This is a genomic window from Aeromicrobium sp. YIM 150415 (genome assembly GCF_016918125.1).
Lineage (GTDB): Bacteria > Actinomycetota > Actinomycetes > Propionibacteriales > Nocardioidaceae > Aeromicrobium > Aeromicrobium piscarium.
Genome location: NZ_JAERWM010000005.1, coordinates 1 through 21,365, shown reverse-complemented (window position 1 = coordinate 21,365; position 21,365 = coordinate 1). Strand labels below are relative to the sequence as shown.

At 68.2% G+C, this 21,365-nt stretch carries 19 protein-coding genes; 6 read left to right on the top strand and 13 right to left on the bottom strand.

Annotated elements, in window-relative coordinates:
• Positions 1-161 precede the first annotated feature (161 nt).
• The 8 genes from prcA to JL108_RS03485 form a co-directional block, all read right to left on the bottom strand.
• The gene (gene prcA, locus JL108_RS03520) at positions 162-854 is read right to left on the bottom strand and encodes a proteasome subunit alpha (protein ID WP_205197103.1); all 693 of its coding nucleotides are present in this window, start codon (positions 852-854) and stop codon (positions 162-164) included.
• A complete protein-coding gene (prcB, locus tag JL108_RS03515; RefSeq protein WP_143912239.1) occupies positions 851-1,699 on the bottom strand; it encodes a proteasome subunit beta in 849 nt (282 codons plus the stop codon). Before prcB ends, prcA begins: the two co-directional genes overlap by 4 nt.
• Complete coding sequence (locus tag JL108_RS03510) at positions 1,696-1,890, bottom strand: ubiquitin-like protein Pup (protein WP_205197101.1); 195 nt, start codon at positions 1,888-1,890, stop codon at positions 1,696-1,698. The genes prcB and JL108_RS03510 overlap by 4 nt, the downstream gene beginning before the upstream one ends.
• A gap of 59 nt (positions 1,891-1,949) precedes the next feature.
• Positions 1,950-3,467: a depupylase/deamidase Dop gene (gene dop, locus JL108_RS03505; protein WP_143912236.1), complete on the bottom strand. Its 1,518-nt coding sequence runs from the start codon at positions 3,465-3,467 to the stop codon at positions 1,950-1,952.
• A 334-nt stretch (positions 3,468-3,801) separates the two neighbouring features.
• Positions 3,802-4,251, bottom strand: a complete 450-nt coding sequence (locus JL108_RS03500; RefSeq protein ID WP_205197100.1) for a GNAT family N-acetyltransferase — start codon at positions 4,249-4,251, stop codon at positions 3,802-3,804.
• 47 nt (positions 4,252-4,298) lie between these two features.
• A complete protein-coding gene (arc, locus tag JL108_RS03495; protein WP_205197098.1) occupies positions 4,299-6,017 on the bottom strand; it encodes a proteasome ATPase in 1,719 nt (572 codons plus the stop codon).
• Between the two features lie 253 nt (positions 6,018-6,270).
• The gene (locus JL108_RS03490; RefSeq protein WP_205197096.1) at positions 6,271-7,158 is read right to left on the bottom strand and encodes a tRNA (adenine-N1)-methyltransferase; all 888 of its coding nucleotides are present in this window, start codon (positions 7,156-7,158) and stop codon (positions 6,271-6,273) included.
• Positions 7,155-8,087 (bottom strand): site-2 protease family protein, encoded by a 933-nt coding sequence (locus JL108_RS03485; protein ID WP_205197094.1) that lies wholly within the window; start codon positions 8,085-8,087, stop codon positions 7,155-7,157. The genes JL108_RS03490 and JL108_RS03485 overlap by 4 nt, the downstream gene beginning before the upstream one ends.
• 69 nt (positions 8,088-8,156) lie before the next feature.
• On the opposite strand from JL108_RS03485, the gene JL108_RS03480 reads away from it, so the two are divergent.
• On the top strand, positions 8,157-9,074 hold the full coding sequence (locus tag JL108_RS03480; RefSeq protein ID WP_240190603.1) for a PD-(D/E)XK nuclease family protein: 918 nt from the start codon (positions 8,157-8,159) through the stop codon (positions 9,072-9,074).
• Here JL108_RS03480 and JL108_RS03475 read toward each other — a convergent pair.
• Positions 9,032-9,679 carry an HAD family phosphatase gene (locus tag JL108_RS03475; protein WP_143912224.1) on the bottom strand — a complete coding sequence of 216 codons (648 nt, stop codon included), beginning with the start codon at positions 9,677-9,679 and terminating at the stop codon, positions 9,032-9,034. The genes JL108_RS03480 and JL108_RS03475 overlap by 43 nt on opposite strands.
• A gap of 163 nt (positions 9,680-9,842) precedes the next feature.
• Between JL108_RS03475 and metH the strand changes: the two genes are divergently transcribed.
• Positions 9,843-13,517 (top strand): methionine synthase, encoded by a 3,675-nt coding sequence (gene metH / locus JL108_RS03470; protein ID WP_205197214.1) that lies wholly within the window; start codon positions 9,843-9,845, stop codon positions 13,515-13,517.
• Between the two features lie 44 nt (positions 13,518-13,561).
• Positions 13,562-14,404 carry a PAC2 family protein gene (locus JL108_RS03465; protein WP_205197092.1) on the top strand — a complete coding sequence of 281 codons (843 nt, stop codon included), beginning with the start codon at positions 13,562-13,564 and terminating at the stop codon, positions 14,402-14,404.
• A gap of 364 nt (positions 14,405-14,768) precedes the next feature.
• Here JL108_RS03465 and mgtE read toward each other — a convergent pair whose 3' ends face one another.
• Both mgtE and mshC read right to left on the bottom strand, forming a co-directional pair.
• Positions 14,769-16,103, bottom strand: coding sequence for a magnesium transporter (mgtE, locus tag JL108_RS03460; RefSeq protein ID WP_205197090.1), 1,335 nt, complete (start codon positions 16,101-16,103; stop codon positions 14,769-14,771).
• Positions 16,100-17,329, bottom strand: a complete 1,230-nt coding sequence (gene mshC / locus JL108_RS03455; RefSeq protein WP_205197088.1) for a cysteine--1-D-myo-inosityl 2-amino-2-deoxy-alpha-D-glucopyranoside ligase — start codon at positions 17,327-17,329, stop codon at positions 16,100-16,102. Before mshC ends, mgtE begins: the two co-directional genes overlap by 4 nt.
• A gap of 30 nt (positions 17,330-17,359) precedes the next feature.
• Between mshC and corA the strand changes: the two genes are divergently transcribed.
• Positions 17,360-18,328, top strand: coding sequence for a magnesium/cobalt transporter CorA (corA, locus tag JL108_RS03450; RefSeq protein WP_205197083.1), 969 nt, complete (start codon positions 17,360-17,362; stop codon positions 18,326-18,328).
• Here corA and bluB read toward each other — a convergent pair.
• Complete coding sequence (gene bluB / locus JL108_RS03445) at positions 18,306-18,980, bottom strand: 5,6-dimethylbenzimidazole synthase (RefSeq protein ID WP_205197081.1); 675 nt, start codon at positions 18,978-18,980, stop codon at positions 18,306-18,308. The genes corA and bluB overlap by 23 nt on opposite strands.
• A 3-nt stretch (positions 18,981-18,983) precedes the next feature.
• Complete coding sequence (locus JL108_RS03440; RefSeq protein WP_143912179.1) at positions 18,984-19,820, bottom strand: undecaprenyl-diphosphate phosphatase; 837 nt, start codon at positions 19,818-19,820, stop codon at positions 18,984-18,986.
• Positions 19,821-19,868: 48 nt separating this feature from the next.
• Here JL108_RS03440 and JL108_RS03435 point away from each other — a divergent pair, with 48 nt between their 5' ends.
• Together JL108_RS03435 and JL108_RS03430 are read left to right on the top strand one after the other, a co-directional pair.
• The gene (locus JL108_RS03435; RefSeq protein ID WP_205197079.1) at positions 19,869-20,810 is read left to right on the top strand and encodes an aldo/keto reductase; all 942 of its coding nucleotides are present in this window, start codon (positions 19,869-19,871) and stop codon (positions 20,808-20,810) included.
• An 8-nt stretch (positions 20,811-20,818) separates the two neighbouring features.
• Positions 20,819-21,004, top strand: coding sequence for a DUF5703 family protein (locus tag JL108_RS03430; RefSeq protein ID WP_143912176.1), 186 nt, complete (start codon positions 20,819-20,821; stop codon positions 21,002-21,004).
• Positions 21,005-21,365: the final 361 nt, after the last annotated feature.

The window sequence follows — 21,365 nt, the reverse complement described above, 5'->3', positions numbered from 1 at the left end:
GCTACGCCTCGGGGTCCTCGTTCCTCGGACCCCTCACGCTCAGGCGCAGAGCGCCTTCACTGGCGAACGAGACACCCGCTCGCCAAGGAGGTCGCTCAGCGACCGACTAATGGAGCCATCGCAAGCCCGCGACCTCACCGCGCCTCGGCGAGCGTGGGTGATCAGTTCAGTGCTTCGGCCACCTGGCGGTCGGCGAGTCGCTTGAACTTTCGCGGCTGGGTGCGGGTACGGTCCAGGACCGCGACCTCGAGATCCTGTGCCGGGATCTGCCGTCCGCCGTTGCCGTCCTGGCCGAGGGCGGTCGCCGCCAGCCGCAGGGTCGTCGTGAGGTCCTGGTCGGCGGCGTAGTTCTCCCGCAGATAGGCCTCGACATTCTCACTCTGGCCGCCCATGACGCCGAATCCCTGGACATCGGCCACAGAGCCGTCATAGGTGAGTCGGTAGATCTGGTCCTCGGTGGCGTCGTCGCCCACCTCGGCGACGAAGATCTCGACCTCATAGGGCTTCTCCGCCCCGGAGGAGAAGATCGTGCCGAGTGTCTGGGCATAGGCATTCGCGAGGCTGCGGCCGGTGACATCGCGGCGATCGTAGGAGTAACCGCGGATATCGGCCAGGCGGACGCCGGCGATGCGCAGGTTCTCGAACTCGTTGTAGCGCCCGACCGCGGCGAAGCCGATGCGGTCGTAGATCTCGCTGACCTTGTGCAGCGCACGCGACGGGTTCTCCGCGACGAGCACGATGCCGTCGACATAGCGGATGACCACCACGGATCGCCCGCGGGCGATCCCCTTGCGGGCGAAATCCGCCCGATCCTTCATCAGTTGCTCGGGCGAGACATAGAACGGCGCTGTCATCGCGACTCCCCTCCCTCGGTCAACGGAGCGGCGGGGCCGTCGGGACGGTGCATCCGCCCGCCGATCACCTCGTCGGCGATCCGTGCGGTGGCCGCTTCGTCCCAGGCACGGTAGCCGTCGGCGGTGATCACCGAGATCAGCGGGAAGATCCGGCGCGTCAGGTCGGGACCGCCGGTGGCGGTGTCGTCATCGGCGGCGTCGTACAGAGCTTGGATGACCGCCGTGACGGCCTCGGACTCGGACATGCCCGGCCGGTACAGCTTCTTCAGCGATCCGCGCGCGAAGGTCGAGCCCGAGCCCACCGAGTGGAAGGTGCGCTCCTCGTTCTTGTTACCCGTCACGTCGAAGGCGAAGATCCGGCCGCCCTCGCGCTCCAGATCGAAGGCGGCGAACAGCGGCACGACGGCCAGTCCCTGCATCGCCATGCCCAGATTGCCGCGGATGAGCGCCGCGAGACGGTTCGCCTTGCCGTCGGTCGAGAGGGTCGTCCCCTCGATCTTCTCGTAGTGCTCGAGCTCCACCTGGAAGAGACGGGTCATCTCCACGGCTATCCCGGCGGTCCCGGCGATGCCGACGCACGAGTACTCGTCGGTGGCGAAGACCTTCTGGATATCACGCTGAGCGATCACATTGCCCATGGTCGCGCGCCGGTCGCCGCCCATGACGACGCCTCCCTCGAAGGTCGCCGCGACGATGGTGGTGCCGTGGGCGGCCTCGAGCTGACCTGCCGACACTCCCTGCGCTCCGGGCAGGAGCTGCGGCGAGTGGCTCGTCAGGAACTCCGTGAACGAGGAACTACCGACCGCGCCGAAGGCACCGTCCAATCGGCCGCTGCGCTCGCTCATTCGCCACCCTTCTGGACGAAGCTGCGCACGAACTCCTCGGCGTTCTCCTCCAGCACGTCGTCGATCTCATCGAGGATGGAATCGACATCGTCGTCGAGCTTCTCCTTGCGCTCGGCATCCACGGTCGACTCGGTGACCTCGTCGGTCTCCTCGGCGCTCTTACGCGTGCTCTTGTGCTGGTGCTCGGCCATATCGTCACCTTAGTCCAATCTCCCCCGAGACCGCAGCGTCCTCGCAGCGGCTCGAGCCGTCACCCTCCGGTGATGGCGCTGAACAGCTCGCCGGCATCCCGGCTCTGCTCGAACAACGCCTCGACGTGCTCGGCTGTTCCCCGTAGCGGCTCCATCATCGGGACACGTTGCAGGGAGTCGTGACCGGGCAGGTCGAAGATCACCGAATCCCATGATGCCGCCGCCACCGACGAGCTGAATCTCTCGAGGCAACGCCCACGGAAGTAGGCGCGTGTGTCGCGAGGCGGAGCCGTTACCGCCGCCTCGATCGTCGCATCGTCGACGAGGCGATCGATGCGTCCGGCGCGGTCGAGACGGTAGAACAGCCCCTTGTCGAGGCGGATGTCGTGATACTGCAGGTCCACCAGGTGCAACTTGGCGTGATCCCAGTCCAGGCCGTCACGTTCGCGGTACTGCTCCAGCAACGAGAGCTTGGCGACCCAGTCGATCTCGCGCGAGCACTCGAAGGGGTCTCGTCCGAGCCGCGTCAGGACGCTCTCCCAGCGATCCAGCACGGCGATGGTCTGCTCGGGCTCGGGATCGTCATCGCCCAGTTTGTCGACATAGGCACGAGCCTTCTCCAGATAGAACCACTGCAGGTCCAGGGCCGTCAGCCGGCGACCGTCGGCGAGCTCGACGGTGGCGCGCAGCGTCGGATCATGCGAGATGGCGTGGACCGCGGCGACCGGATCGGCCAGCTCGACCTCCTCGTCGATCAGGAACTCGTCCTCGATCATCGCCAGCACGAGCGAGGTGGTGCCGTGTTTGAGGAAGATCGAGACATCCGCCAGATTGGCGTCGCCCACGATCACGTGCAGCCGGCGGTACTTCTTGGGGTCGGCGTGAGGCTCGTCGCGCGTGTTGATGATCGGGCGCTTCAAGGTGGTCTCCAGCCCGACCTGCTCCTCGAGGTAGTCGGCTCGCTGGCTGAGCTGGAAGGCGTGCACCGAGCCGTCCTGCTGCTGGCCGACCCTGCCGGAGCCGCAGATGATCGCCCGAGAGGCAAAGAACGGCGTGAGATGCCGGATGATCTGGACGAATGGGACATCGCGGCGCATGAGGTAGTTCTCGTGCGAGCCGTAGGAGGCACCCTTGTTGTCGATATTGTTCTTGTACAGCACGATCGGCGCGACACCGGAGATCTGCGCCGCCAGCTCAGCGCCGCGGCGCATGACGTGTTCGCCGGCGCGCTCCCACCGCACGACATCGAGGGGTGTGGTGACCTCGGGACTCGAGTACTCCGGATGGGCGTGGTCCACGTAGAGCCGGGCACCGTTGGTGAGGATGATATTGGCCAGACCGAGATCCTCGTCGGTCAGCTGCGAGGGGTCCGCGGCCTCCCGGGAGAGATCGAAGCCGCGGGCGTCGCGCAGCGGGCTCTCCTCCTCGTAGTCCCACTGCGCGCGACGGGTCAGGCCGTGCGCCGCCGCGTAGGCGTTCACGACGTGGGTCGCCGCGATCATCGGGTTGGCCTGGGGCTGGCCTTGCACAGCGATGCCGTACTCGACCTCGCTGCCCTGGATACGTCGGACCGTCACATCGCCAGCTTAGAGGTTGCTCCAGTAGTCAGGGCATCTCGATGATTGAGTAGCCGCTGGGGGCACCTCCCGCTTGCGGGGTGGAACGAGCGGCGTTGGAGCCGTGACAACAGAGGCGTAGCCGTCACGGAGCGAAATCACGCCGGGATGTGGTCTCGATACGCTCCCTCGTCCCTCGGTCGCACTCGACCACCGAGAAAGATACGCTCCCTCGTCCCTCGGTCGCACTCGACCACCGAGAAAGATACGCTCCCTCGTCCCTCGGTCGCACTCGACCACCGAGAAACAAGCTCACTAACCGGCGCGACCTCTTAGAGGCTCCGCAAGCAGGCCCTCAGGGCGTGACGGATGCCGACTGTGCCGATTCGAGACGCTTGGCGAGGTGCACGCTGTCGTCGTAGCCCGCATAGAACCCGAACGGCTCGACCGACTCATAGCCGCACGAGCGGTAGAGCGCGATCGCCTCGGGCTGTTCGAGGCCGGTCTCCAGCACGAGCCGCGTGATCCCCGCGGCCGCCGCAGTCCGTTCCAGCTCCGTGAGAACGACGCGGGAGTATCCGCGGCCCCGCAGGGCGGGACGCACGTACATGCGCTTGATCTCGGCATCGCTCGGCCCCGCCGGGCCACCGCGACGCCAGCCGCCCATCGCCGCGACCGCACCGTCGACGTATCCCGCGAGGAACATGCCGCGGGGCAGCACGAACTCGGCCGGGTCGATCGGCGAGGCGTCCCCGTCCGGGCCTCCGTAACGTCGGCGGCACTCCTCCTGGACCTCCGCGGTCATCAGTGCGACATCGGGCGCGTCATAGGTCGTGACGCGCAGAGGGAGACTCAGAGGTACTGCCCCGTGTTGGCGACCGTGTCGATCGAGCGACCCGGTTCGTTGCCGCCCTTGCCGGTGATGAGCGTGCGGATGAACACGATCCGCTCACCCTTCTTGCCCGAGATACGGGCCCAGTCGTCGGGATTGGTGGTGTTCGGGAGGTCCTCGTTCTCCTTGAACTCGTCGACGCAGGCCTGCATCAGGTGCTGCACCCGCAAGCCCCGCTGATCGTGTTCGAGGAGGTCCTTGATGGCCATCTTCTTGGCACGGTCGACGATGTTCTGGATCATCGCGCCGGAGTTGAAGTCCTTGAAGTACAGGATCTCCTTGTCGCCGCCGGCGTAGGTGACCTCGAGGAACTGGTTGTCCTCGCTCTCGGTGTACATGCGCTCGACCGTGCGCTGGATCATGCCCTGGACGCAGGCCGTGCGATCGCCACCCCATTCGGCGACGTCGTCGGCGTGCAGCGGCAGCCGATCGGTCAGGTACTTGCTGAAGATATCGCGGGCGGCCTCGGCATCGGGGCGTTCGATCTTGATCTTGACGTCGAGCCGTCCGGGGCGCAGGATCGCCGGGTCGATCATGTCCTCACGGTTCGAGGCGCCGATGACCAGCACGTTCTCCAACCCTTCGACGCCGTCGATCTCGCTCAGCAGCTGCGGCACGATCGTGTTCTCGACATCGGACGACACGCCGGAGCCACGGGTGCGGAACAGCGAGTCCATCTCGTCGAAGAACACGATCACCGGGGTGCCCTCGCCGGCCTTCTCACGGGCGCGTTGGAAGACCAGCCTGATGTGCCGCTCGGTCTCGCCCACGTACTTGTTGAGCAATTCGGGTCCCTTGATGTTGAGGAAGTAGGAGCGACCCTCCTCCCCCGTCTTCTCGGTGACCTTCTTGGCCAGGCTCGACGCCACGGCCTTGGCGATCATCGTCTTGCCGCAGCCCGGCGGCCCGTAGAGCAGGACACCCTTCGGCGGCTTGAGCTCGTGCTCGACGAAGACCTCCGGATACAGATACGGCAGCTCGACGGCGTCGCGGATGTTCTCGATCTGGCCGGCGAGCCCGCCGATGCTGGTGTAGTCGATATCGGGGACCTCTTCGAGGACGAGCTCCTCGACCTCGCTCTTGGGGATCCGCTCGAAGACGTAGTTGGACCGGTTGTCGACCAGCAGGGTGTCACCGGCACGCAGCCGCGTGCCCACGAGGCTCTCGGCCAGCCGGACGACGCGCTCCTCATCCGCGTGACCGATGACGAGGGCGCGGTCGCCGTCCTCGAGGAGCTCTTTGAGCATGACCACCTCGCCGACGGACTCGAAGTCCAGCGCGGCGACGACGTTCATGGCCTCGTTGAGGATGACCTCCTGACCCTTGCGCAGATCATCGCGGTCGACCGCCGGGCTGACATTGACGCGCAGTTTGCGGCCGCCGGTGAAGACATCGACCGTCTCGTCGTCATTGTGCTGCAGGAAGGTGCCGAATCCGGTCGGCGGCTGAGCCAGCCGGTCGACCTCCTCCTTGAGGGACATGATCTGATCGCGTGCCTCGCGCAGTGTCGAGCTCAGGCGCTGGTTCTGCGCGTCGGACGAGGCGAGCTTGGCCTCGAGCTCGGAGACCCGCCGGTCACTCGCCCCGGAGGAGGCGAGTCGTCGGCGCAGCTGCTCGAGCTCGGCACGCAAGAAGGCCACCTCGTCGGACCCGCCGGAATTGAACTGCTCGGTGTTCATGGGGTCACCTCCTGTTCGGTGTACCCGACATTACCCGTATCGCGGTGGCCTTCGCCCCCTTCGACGCGCCGCTCCTTCGCAACTCGACCCACGACGACGAACCCAGCCCGCGACGACGAAGGATGCGCCTCGGTGGTGGTCATCGCGACCGCCGAAGCACATCCTCGGTCCCGGCTCGACGAAGGATGTGCGTGCGTGGCGGCCGGGGCGACCACGAAAGCACATGCTTCATCGCCCACCCGACCGTGCGTGATCAGTCGTCGAGGTCGGCGGGGCGGGGTCCGAGGTAGTCCGGGCCGTACGCACCGGGAGCGGGTCTGCGGGACTTGCCGATCGAACGGTGGCCGGGGGCCATCCGCCGCGCGGTCACCAGGAACGCGGTGTGGCCGTTCATCTTGTGGTCCGGGCGCACCGCGAGCCCCTCGAGATGCCAGTCGCGGACGAGGGTCTCCCAGGCATGAGGCTCGGTGAAGCCACCGTCCGCGCGCAACGTCTCGACGAATCGGGACAGCTGGGTCGTGGTGGCCACATAGGCGCACACGATGCCCCCGGGCACCAGCCGTTCGACGGCGAGCGGCACGCAGCTCCAGGGGTCGACCATGTCCAGGATCAGCCGGTCGACCTCGGTCTCGCTCATCGTCTCGCGGACGTCACCGACGGTGAGCGACCAGTTGGCCGGCTCCTCTCCCATGACCTGTTCGACATTGCGCCGGGCGGTCTCCGCGAAGTCCTCACGCAACTCGTACGAGCCGACCCGGCCGTCATCGCCCACGGCACGCAGCAGATAGGTGGTGAGGCTTCCCGACCCGGCTCCCGCCTCGACGACGCGAGCGCCCGGGAAGATATCGGCCATCGCCACGATCTGCGCGGCGTCCTTGGGATAGATGATCGCCGCGCCTCGGGGCATCGAGACGACGTACTCGAACAGCAGCGGCCGGAAGGCCTGGTACGGGTGTCCGAGCGCCGTCTCGACGACGATGCCCTCGGGCTGCCCGAGGATATCGTCGTGACGGATCTGCCCCTTCTTGGTGGAGAACTCGCGTCCGGGGACGAGTTGGATGTTGTGGCGGCGACCCTTGGGGTCGGTGAGGCGCACCCAGTCTCCTTCGCCGAAGGGACCACTGCGTCGCGGGCCGGTCACCGCATCTCCTCTCGATAGGCACGGTCGACGCTGGCGGCGTCGAGCCGACCGACGACGGTACCGTCCGGCTCCACGAGCGCGTACACGCGGGCCGGGTGCTCGACCATGGCGATCAGAAGGCGGCGTCCCGACAGGCTCGCGGGGAGGGCGATGGCCTCCGGGGGCGGCTCGGCGTCGACCGCCAGGTCCCGGGCGACGATCCGGTCGACGCGGGTGAGCCGGCGACCGTGCGCCAGCGCGCCGGAGGACCCTTGCCAGAGGAAGATCGCCACGACGCCGAACAGCAGGGCACGGGTGAGGTGGAAGGGCTCGAGCCGGTCCACGGTCAGTACCGCCCAGACCACCAGTCCGACGGCGGCGAGTCGTCCGAGCCATCCGGCTGCCAGCACGCCACGGGACTCCGATCCGGTCGCTCCCCAGATCAGGGCCCGGAACACCCGGCCGCCGTCGAGCGGGAGGCCGGGCAGCATGTTGAAGCCCGCGACGAGGATGTTGATGAAGCCGACCGACCACAGCACGGCATAGACCAGTCCGGAGGGAAGCTGGAGGGCAGACCACCAGGCGGCCACGCCGACGACCAGGGAGGCGAGTGGTCCGACGATCGCCGTGACGAATTCCTGAGTCGGCGAGCGGGACTCGCCCTCCAGGTGGGTCTCGCCCCCGAGCAGATGCAACGTCACCGAAGGAACGCGCATGCCGAAAGCGCGCGCCGCGACCACATGGGCGATCTCGTGCAGCAGGATCGATGCGTAGAGCGAGGCGACGAAGACTCCCGCTACCGCGTAGGGATTGCCGCCGAGCCGTTCGAACTGCGGCGCGAACACGATGACCAGCAGGACACCCATGACGAGCAGAGACGGACGGATGAGGATGTCCGCGCCGGCGATGCGACCGATGCGCCAGGCACCCCGGGGACGTCGCTCGCTCACGGGCACTACGGTACAGACCTCCCGCGCGGCATCGCGGAACTGTCGGCGGCCGGCCGTACCGTGGATCGCATGACCGAGCGAAGCGAGGGAACCATGACCGAGCGGAGCGAGGGAACCATGAGGGTGGTGGAGGCGCCTGCCGCCCCACGTGCCGTCAAGCGGTCGTTGTCGCCGAGCCGCGCGGGCGACTTCACCACCTGCCCGCTGCTTTACCGCTTCCGCACCATCGACCGCCTCCCGGAGCCGGCCGATCCCGTCGCGGCCCGGGGCACGCTCGTGCACGCCGTGCTCGAGGCACTGTTCGACGTACCCGCGCCCGAGCGCACCCTTGAGCGCGCCCGCGAGCTCCTGCCCGACCAATGGCAGTCGATCCGCGAGGAGGATCCTCGGCTGACCGACCTGTTCGACAGCGGTGCCGATGCCGCGGCCGAGGCCGAGTGGCTCACCTCCGCGGAAGGCCTGCTCGGTGCGTACTTCAGTGTCGAGGACCCTCGGTGGCTCGAGCCCGCGGCTCGCGAGGAGCGTGTCGCCCACACCCTCGACTCCGGACTCACGCTGCACGGCATCGTCGACCGCATCGACATCTCTCCGGAGGGCCTGATCCGCGTCGTCGACTACAAGACCGGGCGCTCCCCCGGGCCGATGTTCGAGGACAGGGCGATGTCTCAGCTCAAGTTCTACGCCCTCGTCGTCTGGCGCACGCGTGGCGTGCTGCCGACACTCCTGCAGCTCTACTACCTCGCCGACCGGTCCGTGCTGTCCTACACACCGACGGAACAGGATCTGCAGGTGACGGAGCGCCGGCTCACCGCGCTGTGGCAGGCGATCGCCGACTCCATCGAGAGGCAGGATTTCCGGCCGTCGACCGGGCCGCTGTGCCGTTTCTGCGCGCACCAGTCCCGGTGTCCGGAGTTCGGCGGCACACCGCCGGAGTTCCCCGAGCTTCAGTTGGTGGACGCGAGGGCCCAGAGCGAACCGGGCGTCTGACCGTCGAGTGAGCGCAGGATGGTCCGGCGCGTTGCCTCCGGCACGTTGACGGCGTGCGGCACGGCCACCACGACGCATCCCGCCGCGTTGGCCGATGTCGCGCCCGTCTTGGAGTCCTCGATCGCGAGGCAGCGTTGCGGCTCGACCCCGAGCCGGCGAGCCGCCAGCAGATAAGGCTCGGGATGCGGCTTGGCGTGATCGACGGCATCCCCGCTGACGAGCACGTCGAAGCCGAGGGCCTCCATCACGGGTGCGGCGAGGCTCGCGTAGGACATCGTCACCAGGGCCTGGGGTATGCCCGCGTCGGTGAAACCGCGCACCAGGTCGACAGCGCCGGGCCGCCACGGCAGTCCCTCGCCGAGGCGCGCGGTGACTCGGCCGATCATGTAGTCGACGATCTGCTCAGGCGTCATCGCGGAGTCCAGCCGCCGACGGATGTAGGCGCCCGCCTCGAGCAGGCCGCTGCCGACGAGTGCGAGGCTGTCTTCCTCCGTCCACGGCCGGTCGTGCTCCGCGGCCAGCTCGTGCTCGCTGGCGATCCAGAAGGGCTCGGTGTCGATGAGCGTGCCGTCCATGTCCCACAGGACTGCGTCAGGAAGTGTCACCACTCCACCGTATGATGTCCAGAGAACGAACGATCATCGTGGCCGAGGCGAGCCCGCCGTAGGCTGGACGTACCCGTACTCCACCTAAGGTTCTGCCGCTGTGCCTGCCATTTCCGTCCCCTCGTTGCACCGCCCCGACGCGACCGAGACCCTGCGAGCGCTCATGACCGAGCGCATCCTGGTCCTCGACGGCGCCATGGGCACCGCGATCCAACGCGACCGGCCCGACGAGGCCGGCTATCGCGGAGAACGCTTCGCCTCGTGGAGCTGCGATGTCGGCGGGAACAACGATTTGCTCACGCTGACGCAGCCCGACATCATCGGCGGCATCCACCGCGAGTACCTCGAGGCCGGCGCCGACATCATCGAGACCAATACCTTCAGCGCGAACGCGATCTCCCTGCGCGACTACGACATGGTCGAGCTCGCCTATGAGCTCAACTACGAGTCCGCCCGGCTCGCCCGCGCCGCGGCCGATGCCGTCGCGGAGGACACCGGTCGTCCGCGGTTCGTCGCCGGCGCGCTCGGTCCCACCACGCGCACCGCGTCCATCTCTCCGGACGTCAATGACCCGGCCGCCCGCAATGTCAGCTACGACGAGCTCGTCGACGCCTACTCCACCGCCGTCCGTGGGCTCGTCGACGGCGGCGCCGATCTGCTGTTTGTCGAGACGATCTTCGACACCCTCAACGCCAAGGCCGCGATCTTCGCGATCGAATCGGTCTTCGACGAGTACGACCGGCGTTGGCCCGTCGTGATCTCCGGCACGATCACGGACGCCTCAGGGCGCACGCTGTCGGGACAGACCGTCGAGGCCTTCTGGAACTCGGTCCGTCACGTGCAGCCGCTGCTCATCGGCCTCAACTGCGCCCTCGGCGCGGACGAGATGCGTCCCTATGTCGCGGAACTGTCGAGGATCGCGGACTGCTACGTCTCCTGTTACCCGAACGCCGGCCTGCCGAATGCCTTCGGCGAGTACGACGAGCTCCCCGAGCAGACCGCCGCGGTCATCCGCGACTTCGCCGCGAGCGGCTTCGTCAACGTGGTCGGCGGCTGCTGCGGCACCACGCCGGCGCACATCGCCGAGATCGCGCGCCAGGTCAGCGACGCGGCGCCCCGCGTCCCCGCGACCCGGCAGCAAGCACTGCGCCTGTCCGGCCTCGAACCGTTCGTGGTCACCGAGGACTCGCTCTTCGTCAACATCGGCGAGCGCACCAATATCACCGGATCGGCGCGATTCCGCCGCCTCATCAAGGACGACGACTATCCCGCGGCCCTGGAGGTCGCGCGCCAGCAGGTCGAGAACGGCGCGCAGGTCATCGACGTCAACATGGACGAGGGCATGATCGACGGCGTCGCGGCGATGGACCACTTCGGCAAGCTCATCGCCTCCGAGCCGGACATCAGCCGGGTCCCCGTCATGGTCGACTCCTCGAAGTGGGAGGTCATCGAGACCGGGCTCAAGACGATCCAGGGCAAGCCGATCGTCAACTCCATCTCGATGAAGGAGGGCGAGGAGAAGTTCATCCGGGAGGCCCGCCTCTGCCGTCGTTACGGCGCCGCCGTGGTGGTCATGGCCTTCGACGAGGACGGCCAGGCCGACAACCTCCAGCGCCGCCAGGAGATCTGCGGCCGTGCCTACCGCATCCTGACCGAGGAGGTCGGGTTCCCGTCCGAGGACATCATCTTCGACCCCAACGTCTTCGCGGTGGCCACCGGTATCGAGGAGCATGCCGAGTACGGCATGGACTTCATCGAGGCGACCCGCTGGATCAAGCAGAATCTGCCCGGTGCGCTGGTCTCCGGCGGTATCTCGAATGTCTCCTTCTCATTCCGCGGCAACAACGCCGTCCGCGAGGCGATCCACGCGGTCTTCCTGTACCACGCGGTCGCCGCCGGACTCGACATGGGAATCGTCAACGCCGGCGCTCTCGTCCCGTACGACACGGTCGACGAAGAACTCCGCGAGCGCATCGAGGACGTCATCCTCAATCGGCGCGACGACGCCACCGAGCGACTGCTGGAGATCGCCGGCGACTACGCCGGCACCGGTGAGCAGGTCGAGGCCGCCACCGAGGCCTGGCGTGAGCTTCCGGTCGACGAGCGCATCACCCACGCGCTCGTCAAGGGAATCGACGCCCACGTGGAGGCCGACACCGAGGAGCTGCGGCAGCTGATCGCCGATCGCGGCGGCCAGCCGATCGAGGTCATCGAGGGCCCGCTCATGGGCGGGATGAACGTGGTCGGCGATCTGTTCGGCTCCGGCAAGATGTTCCTGCCGCAGGTCGTCAAGTCCGCGCGCGTGATGAAGAAGGCGGTCGCCTATCTGATTCCCTTCATCGAGGCCGGGCAGAGCGCGGAGGAGGCGGCCCGCAGCAACGGCACCGTGATCATGGCGACCGTCAAGGGTGACGTGCACGATATCGGCAAGAACATCGTCGGCGTCGTGTTGCAGTGCAACAACTACGACGTGATCGACCTCGGGGTGATGGTGCCCGCACAGAAGATCCTCGATGCCGCCAAGGAGCACCGGGCCGACATCATCGGCCTGTCCGGGCTCATCACGCCGTCGCTGGACGAGATGGAGAGCTTCGCCGGCGAGATGCAGCGCCAGGGGCTCGACATCCCCTTGCTCATCGGCGGCGCCACCACCTCGCGTGCTCACACCGCCGTCAAGGTCTCGCAGAAGTACGACGGCCCCGTCGTGTGGGTCAAGGACGCGTCGCGATCGGTGCCGGTCGTCGCCAATCTGCTCTCCGACGAGCGCCGCCAGACCCTCCTGGCCGAGGTCGAGGCCGACTACGCCTCGCTGCGCGAGCGGCACGCCGCCAAGCGCGATGCCCGGCCGATGCTGCCGATCGCCGAGGCGCGTGCCGATGCGAGTCCGCTCGACTGGAGCGACTACACGCCGCCCGTGCCGGCGGCTCCCGGTATCCACGTGCTGTCGGACTACCCGCTGGACGAACTGCGCGACTACATCGACTGGCAGCCGTTCTTCAACGCGTGGGAGATGAAGGGCTCGTTCCCCGACATCCTGAACAACCCGGCCAGCGGCGAAGCCGCGCGCAAGCTGTGGGACGACGCCCAGCGGATGCTCGACGAGCTGATCGAGGGACAGTGGCTGACCGCCAACGCCGTGTTCGGACTGTTCCCGGCTGCCGGTGACGGCGACTCCACCCAGGTGTACGCCGACGAGTCCCGTACCGAGGTCCTCGCGACGCTGCACCATCTCCGTCAGCAGACCGAGCACCGCGCCGGCGTCCCGCATCGTTCGCTCGCGGACTTCGTGGCGCCGCGCGACACCGGGCTCGCCGACCACATCGGCGCCTTCGCCGTCACCGCGGGTCTGGGCAGCGGCGACAAGGTGGCGCAGTTCAAGGCCGAGCTCGACGACTACAGCGCGATCCTTCTCGAGTCGCTCGCCGACCGGCTCGCGGAGGCCTTCGCCGAACGACTGCACGAGCGCGTCCGCGTCGAGTTCTGGGGCTACTCCCCCGATGAGAAGCTCACCAATACCGAGCTCATCAAGGAGCAGTACGACGGCATCCGCCCGGCTCCGGGCTATCCGGCCTGCCCCGAGCACACCGAGAAGCAGACGCTCTGGGAACTGCTCGATGTCGAGAAGACGGCGGGCATCGAGCTGACCGAGAGCATGGCCATGTGGCCGGGCGCCTCGGTCAGCGGCTTCTACTTCTCGCACCCGCAGTCGCAGTACTTCGTCCTCGGCCGGATCGGCCGTGACCAGGTCGAGGACTACGCGCACCGCAAGGGATGGACGATGGCCGAGGCGGAGCGGTGGCTCTCGCCGAACTTGGGCTACCAGCCCGACGAGGACTGAGGGAGTCGCGTGAGTCCGCGGCTCCTACGGCCTAGGCTGATCTCGTGACTGCGAACTCGAATGACACCTTGCGGGACCCGTGGCTCGTCGCCGCGTTCGAAGGCTGGAACGACGCCGCCGACGCCTCCAGCGACGTCATCGCGCACCTCATCGACGAGTGGGACGCGGAGGTCTACGCCGAGTTCGACGGTGACGACTACTACGACTTCCAGGAGACCCGCCCGATCATTCGGGGCGCGGACGACGCCCGGCGCATCGACTGGCCGACGCCGACCGTGTATCTGGCGAGGCCGCCGCACGGCGACCGCGACGTGCTCCTGTTGCGCGCCCCCGAGCCGCATCTGCGCTGGCGCGCGTTCACTCGGGCGATCCTGGAGCTGGCGACGATGTCCGGAGTCCGGGACATCGTGTGCCTCGGAGCGCTGCTGGCCGACACTCCGCACACCAGGACGGTGCCGTTGACGGGGTCGTCGACCTCTCCCGTCATCGCCGAGAAGCTCGCGGTCGCGTCGTCCGCCTACAGCGGTCCGGTCGGCATCACCGGGGTCGTCGCGCACGAGGCGGCCGTCGGCGGCTTCGGGTCGACATCGCTCTGGGCGGCGGTGCCGCACTATCTGGCCGAGCCGCCGTGTCCCAAAGCCACCTTCGCGCTGCTCGGTGCCCTGGAGGACACCCTCGGGACCCCGCTCCCCGCGGGCGAGCTCGGCGAGCTCGCGGCGGCGTGGCAGCGCGGGGCCGATGAGATCGCCCAGCAGGACATCGAGATCGCCGAGTACGTGCAGTCCCTCGAGGAGGAGCACGATGCCGGCAACACGCCCGAGTCCTCCGGCGATGCGATCGCTCGGGAGTTCGAGCGCTATCTGCGACGCCGCGACCTCGGCTCCTGAGCCCGGTCCTCGGTGGTCGAGTAGTGGAGGTCGCTGGAGCGAGGCCACGTTCGGTGGGTGGTTTCGATACGCGACCAGCTCGCTGCGCTCGCGGTCACTACTCAACCACCGATCCCGATCCTCGGTGGTCGAGTAGCCCCGTCCGCTCTGCGGGCGCGGCGTATCGAGGCCACGCCGGGGTGAGGTTTCGATACGCGACCAGCTCGCTGCGCTCGCGGTCACTACTCAACCACCGATCCCGATCCTCGGTGGTCGAGTAGCCCCGTCCGCTCTGCGGGCGCGGCGTATCGAGGCCACGCCGGGGTGAGGTTTCGATACGCGGGCTCGTTCCTCGCCCGGCTACTCAACCACCGAACACCCCCGCTCAGATGCCGAGCACTGCCGAGGCGATGAGGAAGTAGACCACCAGCCCGGAGGCATCGCAGAAGGTCGAGATGAAGGGCGTCGAGAACACCGCCGGGTCGGCGTGCAACGTCCGGGCGACGAGCGGCATGCAGCCGCCGACGGCCGCCGCGATCGTGCAGACGGACAGCAGCGTGAGCCCGATGACCAAGCCGAGATCGAATCCGTAGACCGCCCCCGCCAGCACGAAGCCCAAGGTGCCCAGCAGACTCCCCATGAGGACGCCCACGGCGGACTCACGAAGGAAGATCCGCCGTACATCGCGGGTGCGCACGTCCCCGAGGGCAAGCGCGCGGGTGACCGTCGTCGCCGCCTGGGCGCCGGTGTTGCCGGCGGTGCCGGTCAACAGCGGGATGAAGAGGGCGAGCGTGACCACCTGCTCGAGCTGGCCCTCGAACAGCTCGAGCACCTGGACGGTCAGTATCGCCGAGATGGCGAGGACGAGCAGCCAGACGACCCGCGAACGCGCGAGCCGGACGACCGAGGTCGCCAGATACGGCCTCGCCAGTGGCTCCGTCGCGCCGCTCCGCGCGGCATCGGTGTCCGCCTCCTCGGCGAGGATCTCGCGGGCGGCCTCCAGGGTCAGCACTCCGACGACGCGATCCTCCTCGTCGACGACAGCGGTCACCGCCGCGCCGGAGTCCACCACCTGCACAGCCGCGTGCTCGGCATCGTCGTGCACATGCAGCGCCACACCGCGCCGCTGCAGCTCGGCGACTGGCGCATCGAGGTCCGAGCGGAGCAGCGCCCCGAGGTCGACCATGCCCAGGAGGATGCGCTCAGGACTGCACAGCGGCAGCTCCGCGAGGGAGTCGGTGGGGATCGGCGTGGCCCGGATGCGGCGCAGCGACTCGCGCACGGTGTCCGCGGGATGCAGCAGCACCAACTCGGGCGACATGCGCCGGCCGAGAGATCGCGGCGGATATCCCAGCACGACGCCGGTCAGCTGCTGCTCGGGGCCGGAGAGTCCCCGCATCAGCCTGGAGGCGACGGCGGCCGGCACCTCGTCCAGCACCTCCACGCGCTCCTCGGGATCGAGCTCCTCGAAGAGCCCGCGTACCTCGTCATCGCGCAGCTCGCCGATGAGCTCGGCCTGCAGCTCCGGATCGAGCGCCTCGAAGACCGCCATCGCGGCGTCCTTGTCCAGGAGACGGAACACCACGGCGCGGTAACCGGCCGGCAGTCGCTCCACGATCGAGAGCGACTGGGCGATACCGATGCCGTCGAGGGCGTGCGAGATCGCCGCGAGGTCCCCGGCGTCCACGAGCTCGGAGAGCTGCTCCGGGGTCGGCGTCATCGGCGCAGGTCCACGCCCAGCAAGGCGTCGATCGCCAGCGCGACGTCGGCGGGTGCCTCGGGGTCGTCACCGTCTCCCGCGGCCCAGGCATCGACGGCGGCAAGGGCCCGGGGCGCGTTCAGATCGTCGGCCAGCGCCTCACGCAGTTCGGCGATCACCGCGGCGGCAGGCAGGGCCGTGGCACGCTCGGTGGCGGCCCGCCAGGTCTTGAGGCGCCCGATCGCGGCGTCGATCTGCTCACCGGTCCACTCCCAGTCGCCGCGATAGTGGTGCGCGAGGAGAGCCAGGCGGATCGCCGCGGGCTCGTGACCATCGGCCCGGAGCCGCGAGACCAGCACCAGATTGCCCTTGGACTTCGACATCTTCTCGCCCTCGAAGCCGACCATGCCCCCGTGCACGTAGTACCGCGCGAACGGGGCTCCGGTGGCCACAGCGGCCTCGGCCGCGCTCATCTCGTGGTGCGGGAAGACCAGGTCCGAGCCGCCGCCCTGCACATCGAACGTGCGACCGAGATGCTCCAGGGCGATGGCGGCGCATTCGATGTGCCATCCCGGCCGGCCGTCGCCGAACGGGCTCGGCCACGACGGCTCGCCGGCACGCGCCGCCTGCCAGACGAGACAGTCGAGGGGATCGCGCTTGCCCGGACGATCGGGGTCGCCCCCGCGCTCGCCGAACAGCCGTCGCATCGTCGTCTCGTCGAAGTTGCCCACCGAGCCGAAGGCGTCGTCGGCATGCACGTCGAAGTACAGATCGCCGTCGACCTCGTAGACGGCACCGGCCTCACGTAATGCCGCCACCATCTCGATGACCGACGGGATGGCCTCCACGGCGCCCACGTAGTCGTCGGGGGCGATCACCCGCAGCGCCTCCATGTCCTCGCGGAACAGCTGAGTCTCCCGCTCAGCGAGCTCCTGCCAATCCATGCCCGTCGCGGTCGCGCGCTCCAGCAGCGGATCGTCGACATCGGTCACGTTCTGGGTGTAGGCCACGTCCAGGCCGCGATCCCGCCACACACGCTGCAGCAGGTCGAAGGCCAGATACGTGTTGGCGTGACCGAGATGCGTGGCGTCATAGGGCGTGATGCCGCAGACGTAGAGCCGGGCCCGTTCCGGAGGGTCGATCTGCTGGAGCGCTCCAGTCGCCGAGTCGTGGACGTGGACCGCGGGACCGTACCCGTAGCTACGTTCGGCGAGCGACGGGACAGCGGGAGACGGCCAACTCTGCATGGGTCGAGCGTATCCGGGCACAATGAGCGAGTGATCATCGACTGCGCGATCTACCGTGACGGCGCGCGGGCGCGCACCGTCGATCCGGGCGACGGCCCCCAAGGCCTGGGTTCCGCCGTCGAATCCCTTGGAGACGACGAGTTCCTGTGGATCGGCGTCGACGACCCGGGACCCGAGGAGATCGAGGATGTGGGGCGTGCGCTGAGCCTGCATCCGCTGGTCGTCGAGGACATCCTCGAACCGCACCAGCGCCCCAAGATCGACCGGTATCACGACTATCTGCTGGTCTCGCTGCGCGGTGTCAGCTACGCGGATGACGAGGTGGAGACCCACGAGGTCGACGTCTGCGTCAGCGCCCGCTTCGTCCTGACGGTCCGGCACGGCGGCCCGACCCTCGCGCAGGCCCGCGCCGAGCTCGAGGCGGACCCCGAACGACTGCGTCACGGCCCGGTCTCGGTGCTGCACGCCGTGCTCGACCGCATCGTCGACGGGTACGACGATGTGGCCGCCGAGCTCGAGACCGATGTGGAGGAGGTCGAGGTATCGGTGTTCTCCGAGGAGCGCACCCGCGATTCCAACCGCATCTACCGGCTCAAGCGCGAGTCCCTGGAGTACCGCCGCGCGGTGCTGCCCCTGCGCGAACCCCTCGCCCGTCTGGTCGACGCGGTGACGCCTCGGGAGGCGGGCCCGTACTTCCGCGACGTGTCAGGCCATCTGCAGCGCGCCGTCGACGCCATCGAGGCCGTCGACAGCCTGCTGGACAATGCGCTCTCGGCACATCTCGCCCAGCTCTCCATCCAACAGAACGACGACATGCGCAAGCTCACCGCCGGTGCGACGCTCTTCGCGATACCCACCGCGATCGCCGGCATATACGGGATGAACTTCCACGACATGCCCGAGTTGCGCTGGCCCTTCGGCTACCCGCTCGTCCTGGTGATCATGGCTATCGGCTGTGGCTACGCCTATCTGCGGTTCAAGCGCTCGGGGTGGCTGTAGGCGCCCCTCCGCCGGGCCAGCCGTTCTCGGCGAGTAGCTCCTCCAACGGCTGCGCCGTCGTCCATCCGGTCTCCTCGAGCATCGGCCGTGCGTAGAACTCGTCCACCGGGCCGAGGCAGAGCAGGGCGATCGGCTCGGCGCCCGGCGGGAATCCCAGCAGTGTCCCCAGACGCTCGGGGTCGAACAGCGAGACCCATCCCATGCCGAGGCCCTCGGCCCGCGCGGCGAGCCACAGGTTCTGGATGGCGCACGACGCCGAGGCCAGATCCATGTGCGGCATGGTGCGGCGTCCGAAGACGTGGCGCTCACGGTCCTCCGTGAGCGCCACCACCAACAGCTCGGCACACTCGGCGATGCCCTCGACCTTCAGTCGGGAGAACTCCGCGCCACGATCGCCCAGCGCCTCGGCGGTCAGCTCGGTCTCCTCGCGGACCAGATCGCCGATCGCGGCTCGCAGGCCCGGATCGGTGATGCGACAGAAGCGCCAGGGCTGCATCAGCCCGACGCTCGGCGCCCGGTGCGCGGCCGCGAGCAGGCGCTGCAATGTCGCACGGTCCACCTCTCCCCCGGCGAAATGGCGCATGTCCCGGCGCTCGGCGATCACCCGGTACACGGCGGCGCGATCCGCGTCCGGGTAACGGTGCTCGCTCACGGGTCAGACTGCCAGGTACGACGCGGACAGCACGCCGGCGGCCAGCAGTCCCATCACCGCGAGGCCGAGCACGATCCGGTAGACCACGAACGGCGCGTACGAACGCGTGCTCACATAGCGCAGAAGCCAGTGGATGACGGCGAGACCGACCACGAAGGACACCACGGTGCCCACGATCGTCGGACCGGTGCCGTAGGCGTTCTCGGCTCCCGGGATGTCCTTGAGCTTGTAGACGCCCGCTCCGACGACGGCGGGGATGGCGAGCAGGAAGGCGTAGCGCGTGGCGGCCCGGCGCTCGTAGCCGAGGAAGAGCCCCATCGAGATGGTGGCGCCGGAGCGGGACACGCCCGGCACGAGAGCCGCGGCCTGAGCCGCGCCGAGCATCACCGCGTGTCGCATCGTCATCTGCTCGATGGCCCTGTTCTTGCGTCCGACCTTCTCGGAGATGCCGAGCACCACGCCGAGCACCACGAGGGTCGTCGCGATGATCCACAGACTGCGGAACTCACGGTCGATGAGGTCCTCGAGCAGCAGCCCGAGGATCACGATCGGCAGGGAGCCGATGATGATGAACCAGCCCATCTGCCATTCGGGTGCGCGACGTGCCTCGGCGGAGAAGACACCGCGCACCCAGCCCGACCCGATGGTCCAGATATCGCGCCAGAAGTAGAGCACGACCGCCAGCTCGGTGCCGATCTGGATCACCGCCGTGTACGCGGCACCCGGATCGCCCCATCCGAAGAGCTGCGGGAAGATCGCCAGATGCGCGCTACTGGAGATCGGGAGGAACTCGGTGAGCCCCTGGATGAGACCCAGGACGACTGATCGCAGCAAATCCACCGTGCGAGCCTACACGCGGCTCCAGGCCCGACTGGCTACCCTGCTGGCATGTTGATGCGGCGGCTGGGTGGCTCCGGACTGGAAGTCTCGCGCCTGGGTCTGGGCACGATGACGTGGGGCACGATCGTCGACGATTACGTCGCCGAGGACCTCCTCGCTGCCTTCCTCGACGGCGGCGGAACGCTGGTGGACACGGCACCGATCTACGGCGAGGGCCGTACCGAGGAGCTGCTGGGCCGGCTCCTCGCCAAGTCCGGTGCGCGGGACCAGGTGGTGCTCGCCGGCAAGGCCGGTTTGTCCCATCGCGACGGGACGGTCGTGCGCGACTCGTCACGCCGGACCCTGCTCGCCCAGCTCGATCAGTCGTTGCGCGATCTCGGCACCGATCATCTCGACCTGTGGCAGATCCATCGCTTCGACGAGACGACGCCGATCGACGAGGCGATGGCGACACTGGACGACGCGGTGCGGTCAGGACGAGTGCGCTACGCGGGTATCAGCAACTACTCGGGGTGGCAGACCTCGCTCGCCTATGCCCGCTTCGAGCGTCTGGGCGGTGGTGTCCCGCTCGTAGGCGCCCAGGTGGAGTACTCCTTGCTGAATCGCAGCGCCGAGGCCGATGTGATCGCGGCGGCGGACTATCTGGGCATGAGCGTCCTCGCCTGGTCTCCACTGGGCCGCGGCGTGCTCACGGGCAAGTACCGCGGCGGCATCCCGGGAGATTCCCGGGCCGCCGATGCCCACTGGGAGCCGTTCGTCTCGGCCTATCTGTCGGGCCCGAAGACGCGCATCGTCGATGCCGTCGCCAAGGCGTCCGAGGGCCTCGGGGTGCCGATGACGCACACCGCGCTGGCGTGGGCACGCGACCGGGCCGGTGTCGGGGCGCTTCTGGTGGGAGCGCGTACGGTGGCCCAGTTGGAGGAAGCACTGGGATCGGAGAGCCTCACACTGCCGGCACAGATCGCCGACGCCTTGTCCGATGTCTCATGAGGAGCACCATGGTTGAGTACGAGTTCTGGAACATGTCGATCTCGCGCACCCAGTCGCGGCAGGCGGTGTGCCGGATGTTGACCGATGCCGCCGAGTTCCAGGGATGGGAGCTCGACCGCCTCCGTCGCGACCGCAGCGGCGAGCGCACCGTGCGCCTCCGTCGCAAGATCATCCGCATGCGCCCCACCTTCTGACCCACTACCCCCTCCCCCACCCCAGAGCGGTGACCTACGCACGTCTCAGCTGCCGGAGCGGTGAGCTACGCACCCCTCGACCACGGCGGTCTCAATCGGTCGAAGCAACATCTTTGATGAGGAGTTGTTGTGAGGCATTCGGTGCGGACGCGTCGGCGGTTCTATGAGTTGGTGTGTTTAGAGGGTTATGGTCTGTCGTCTGCGGCGTTTGCGGTTGGGGCGGGGATGGGGTCTTCGACGAGGTGGTGGCGGCAGGCTTTCGGTATGGATATCGAGGTCAGCAAGGGTGTTCATGGGGGACCACGGATCGGTGTTGCGCGTGATGTCGATGTCAGTGATGGGCGGGTCCGGTCGCGGCGGG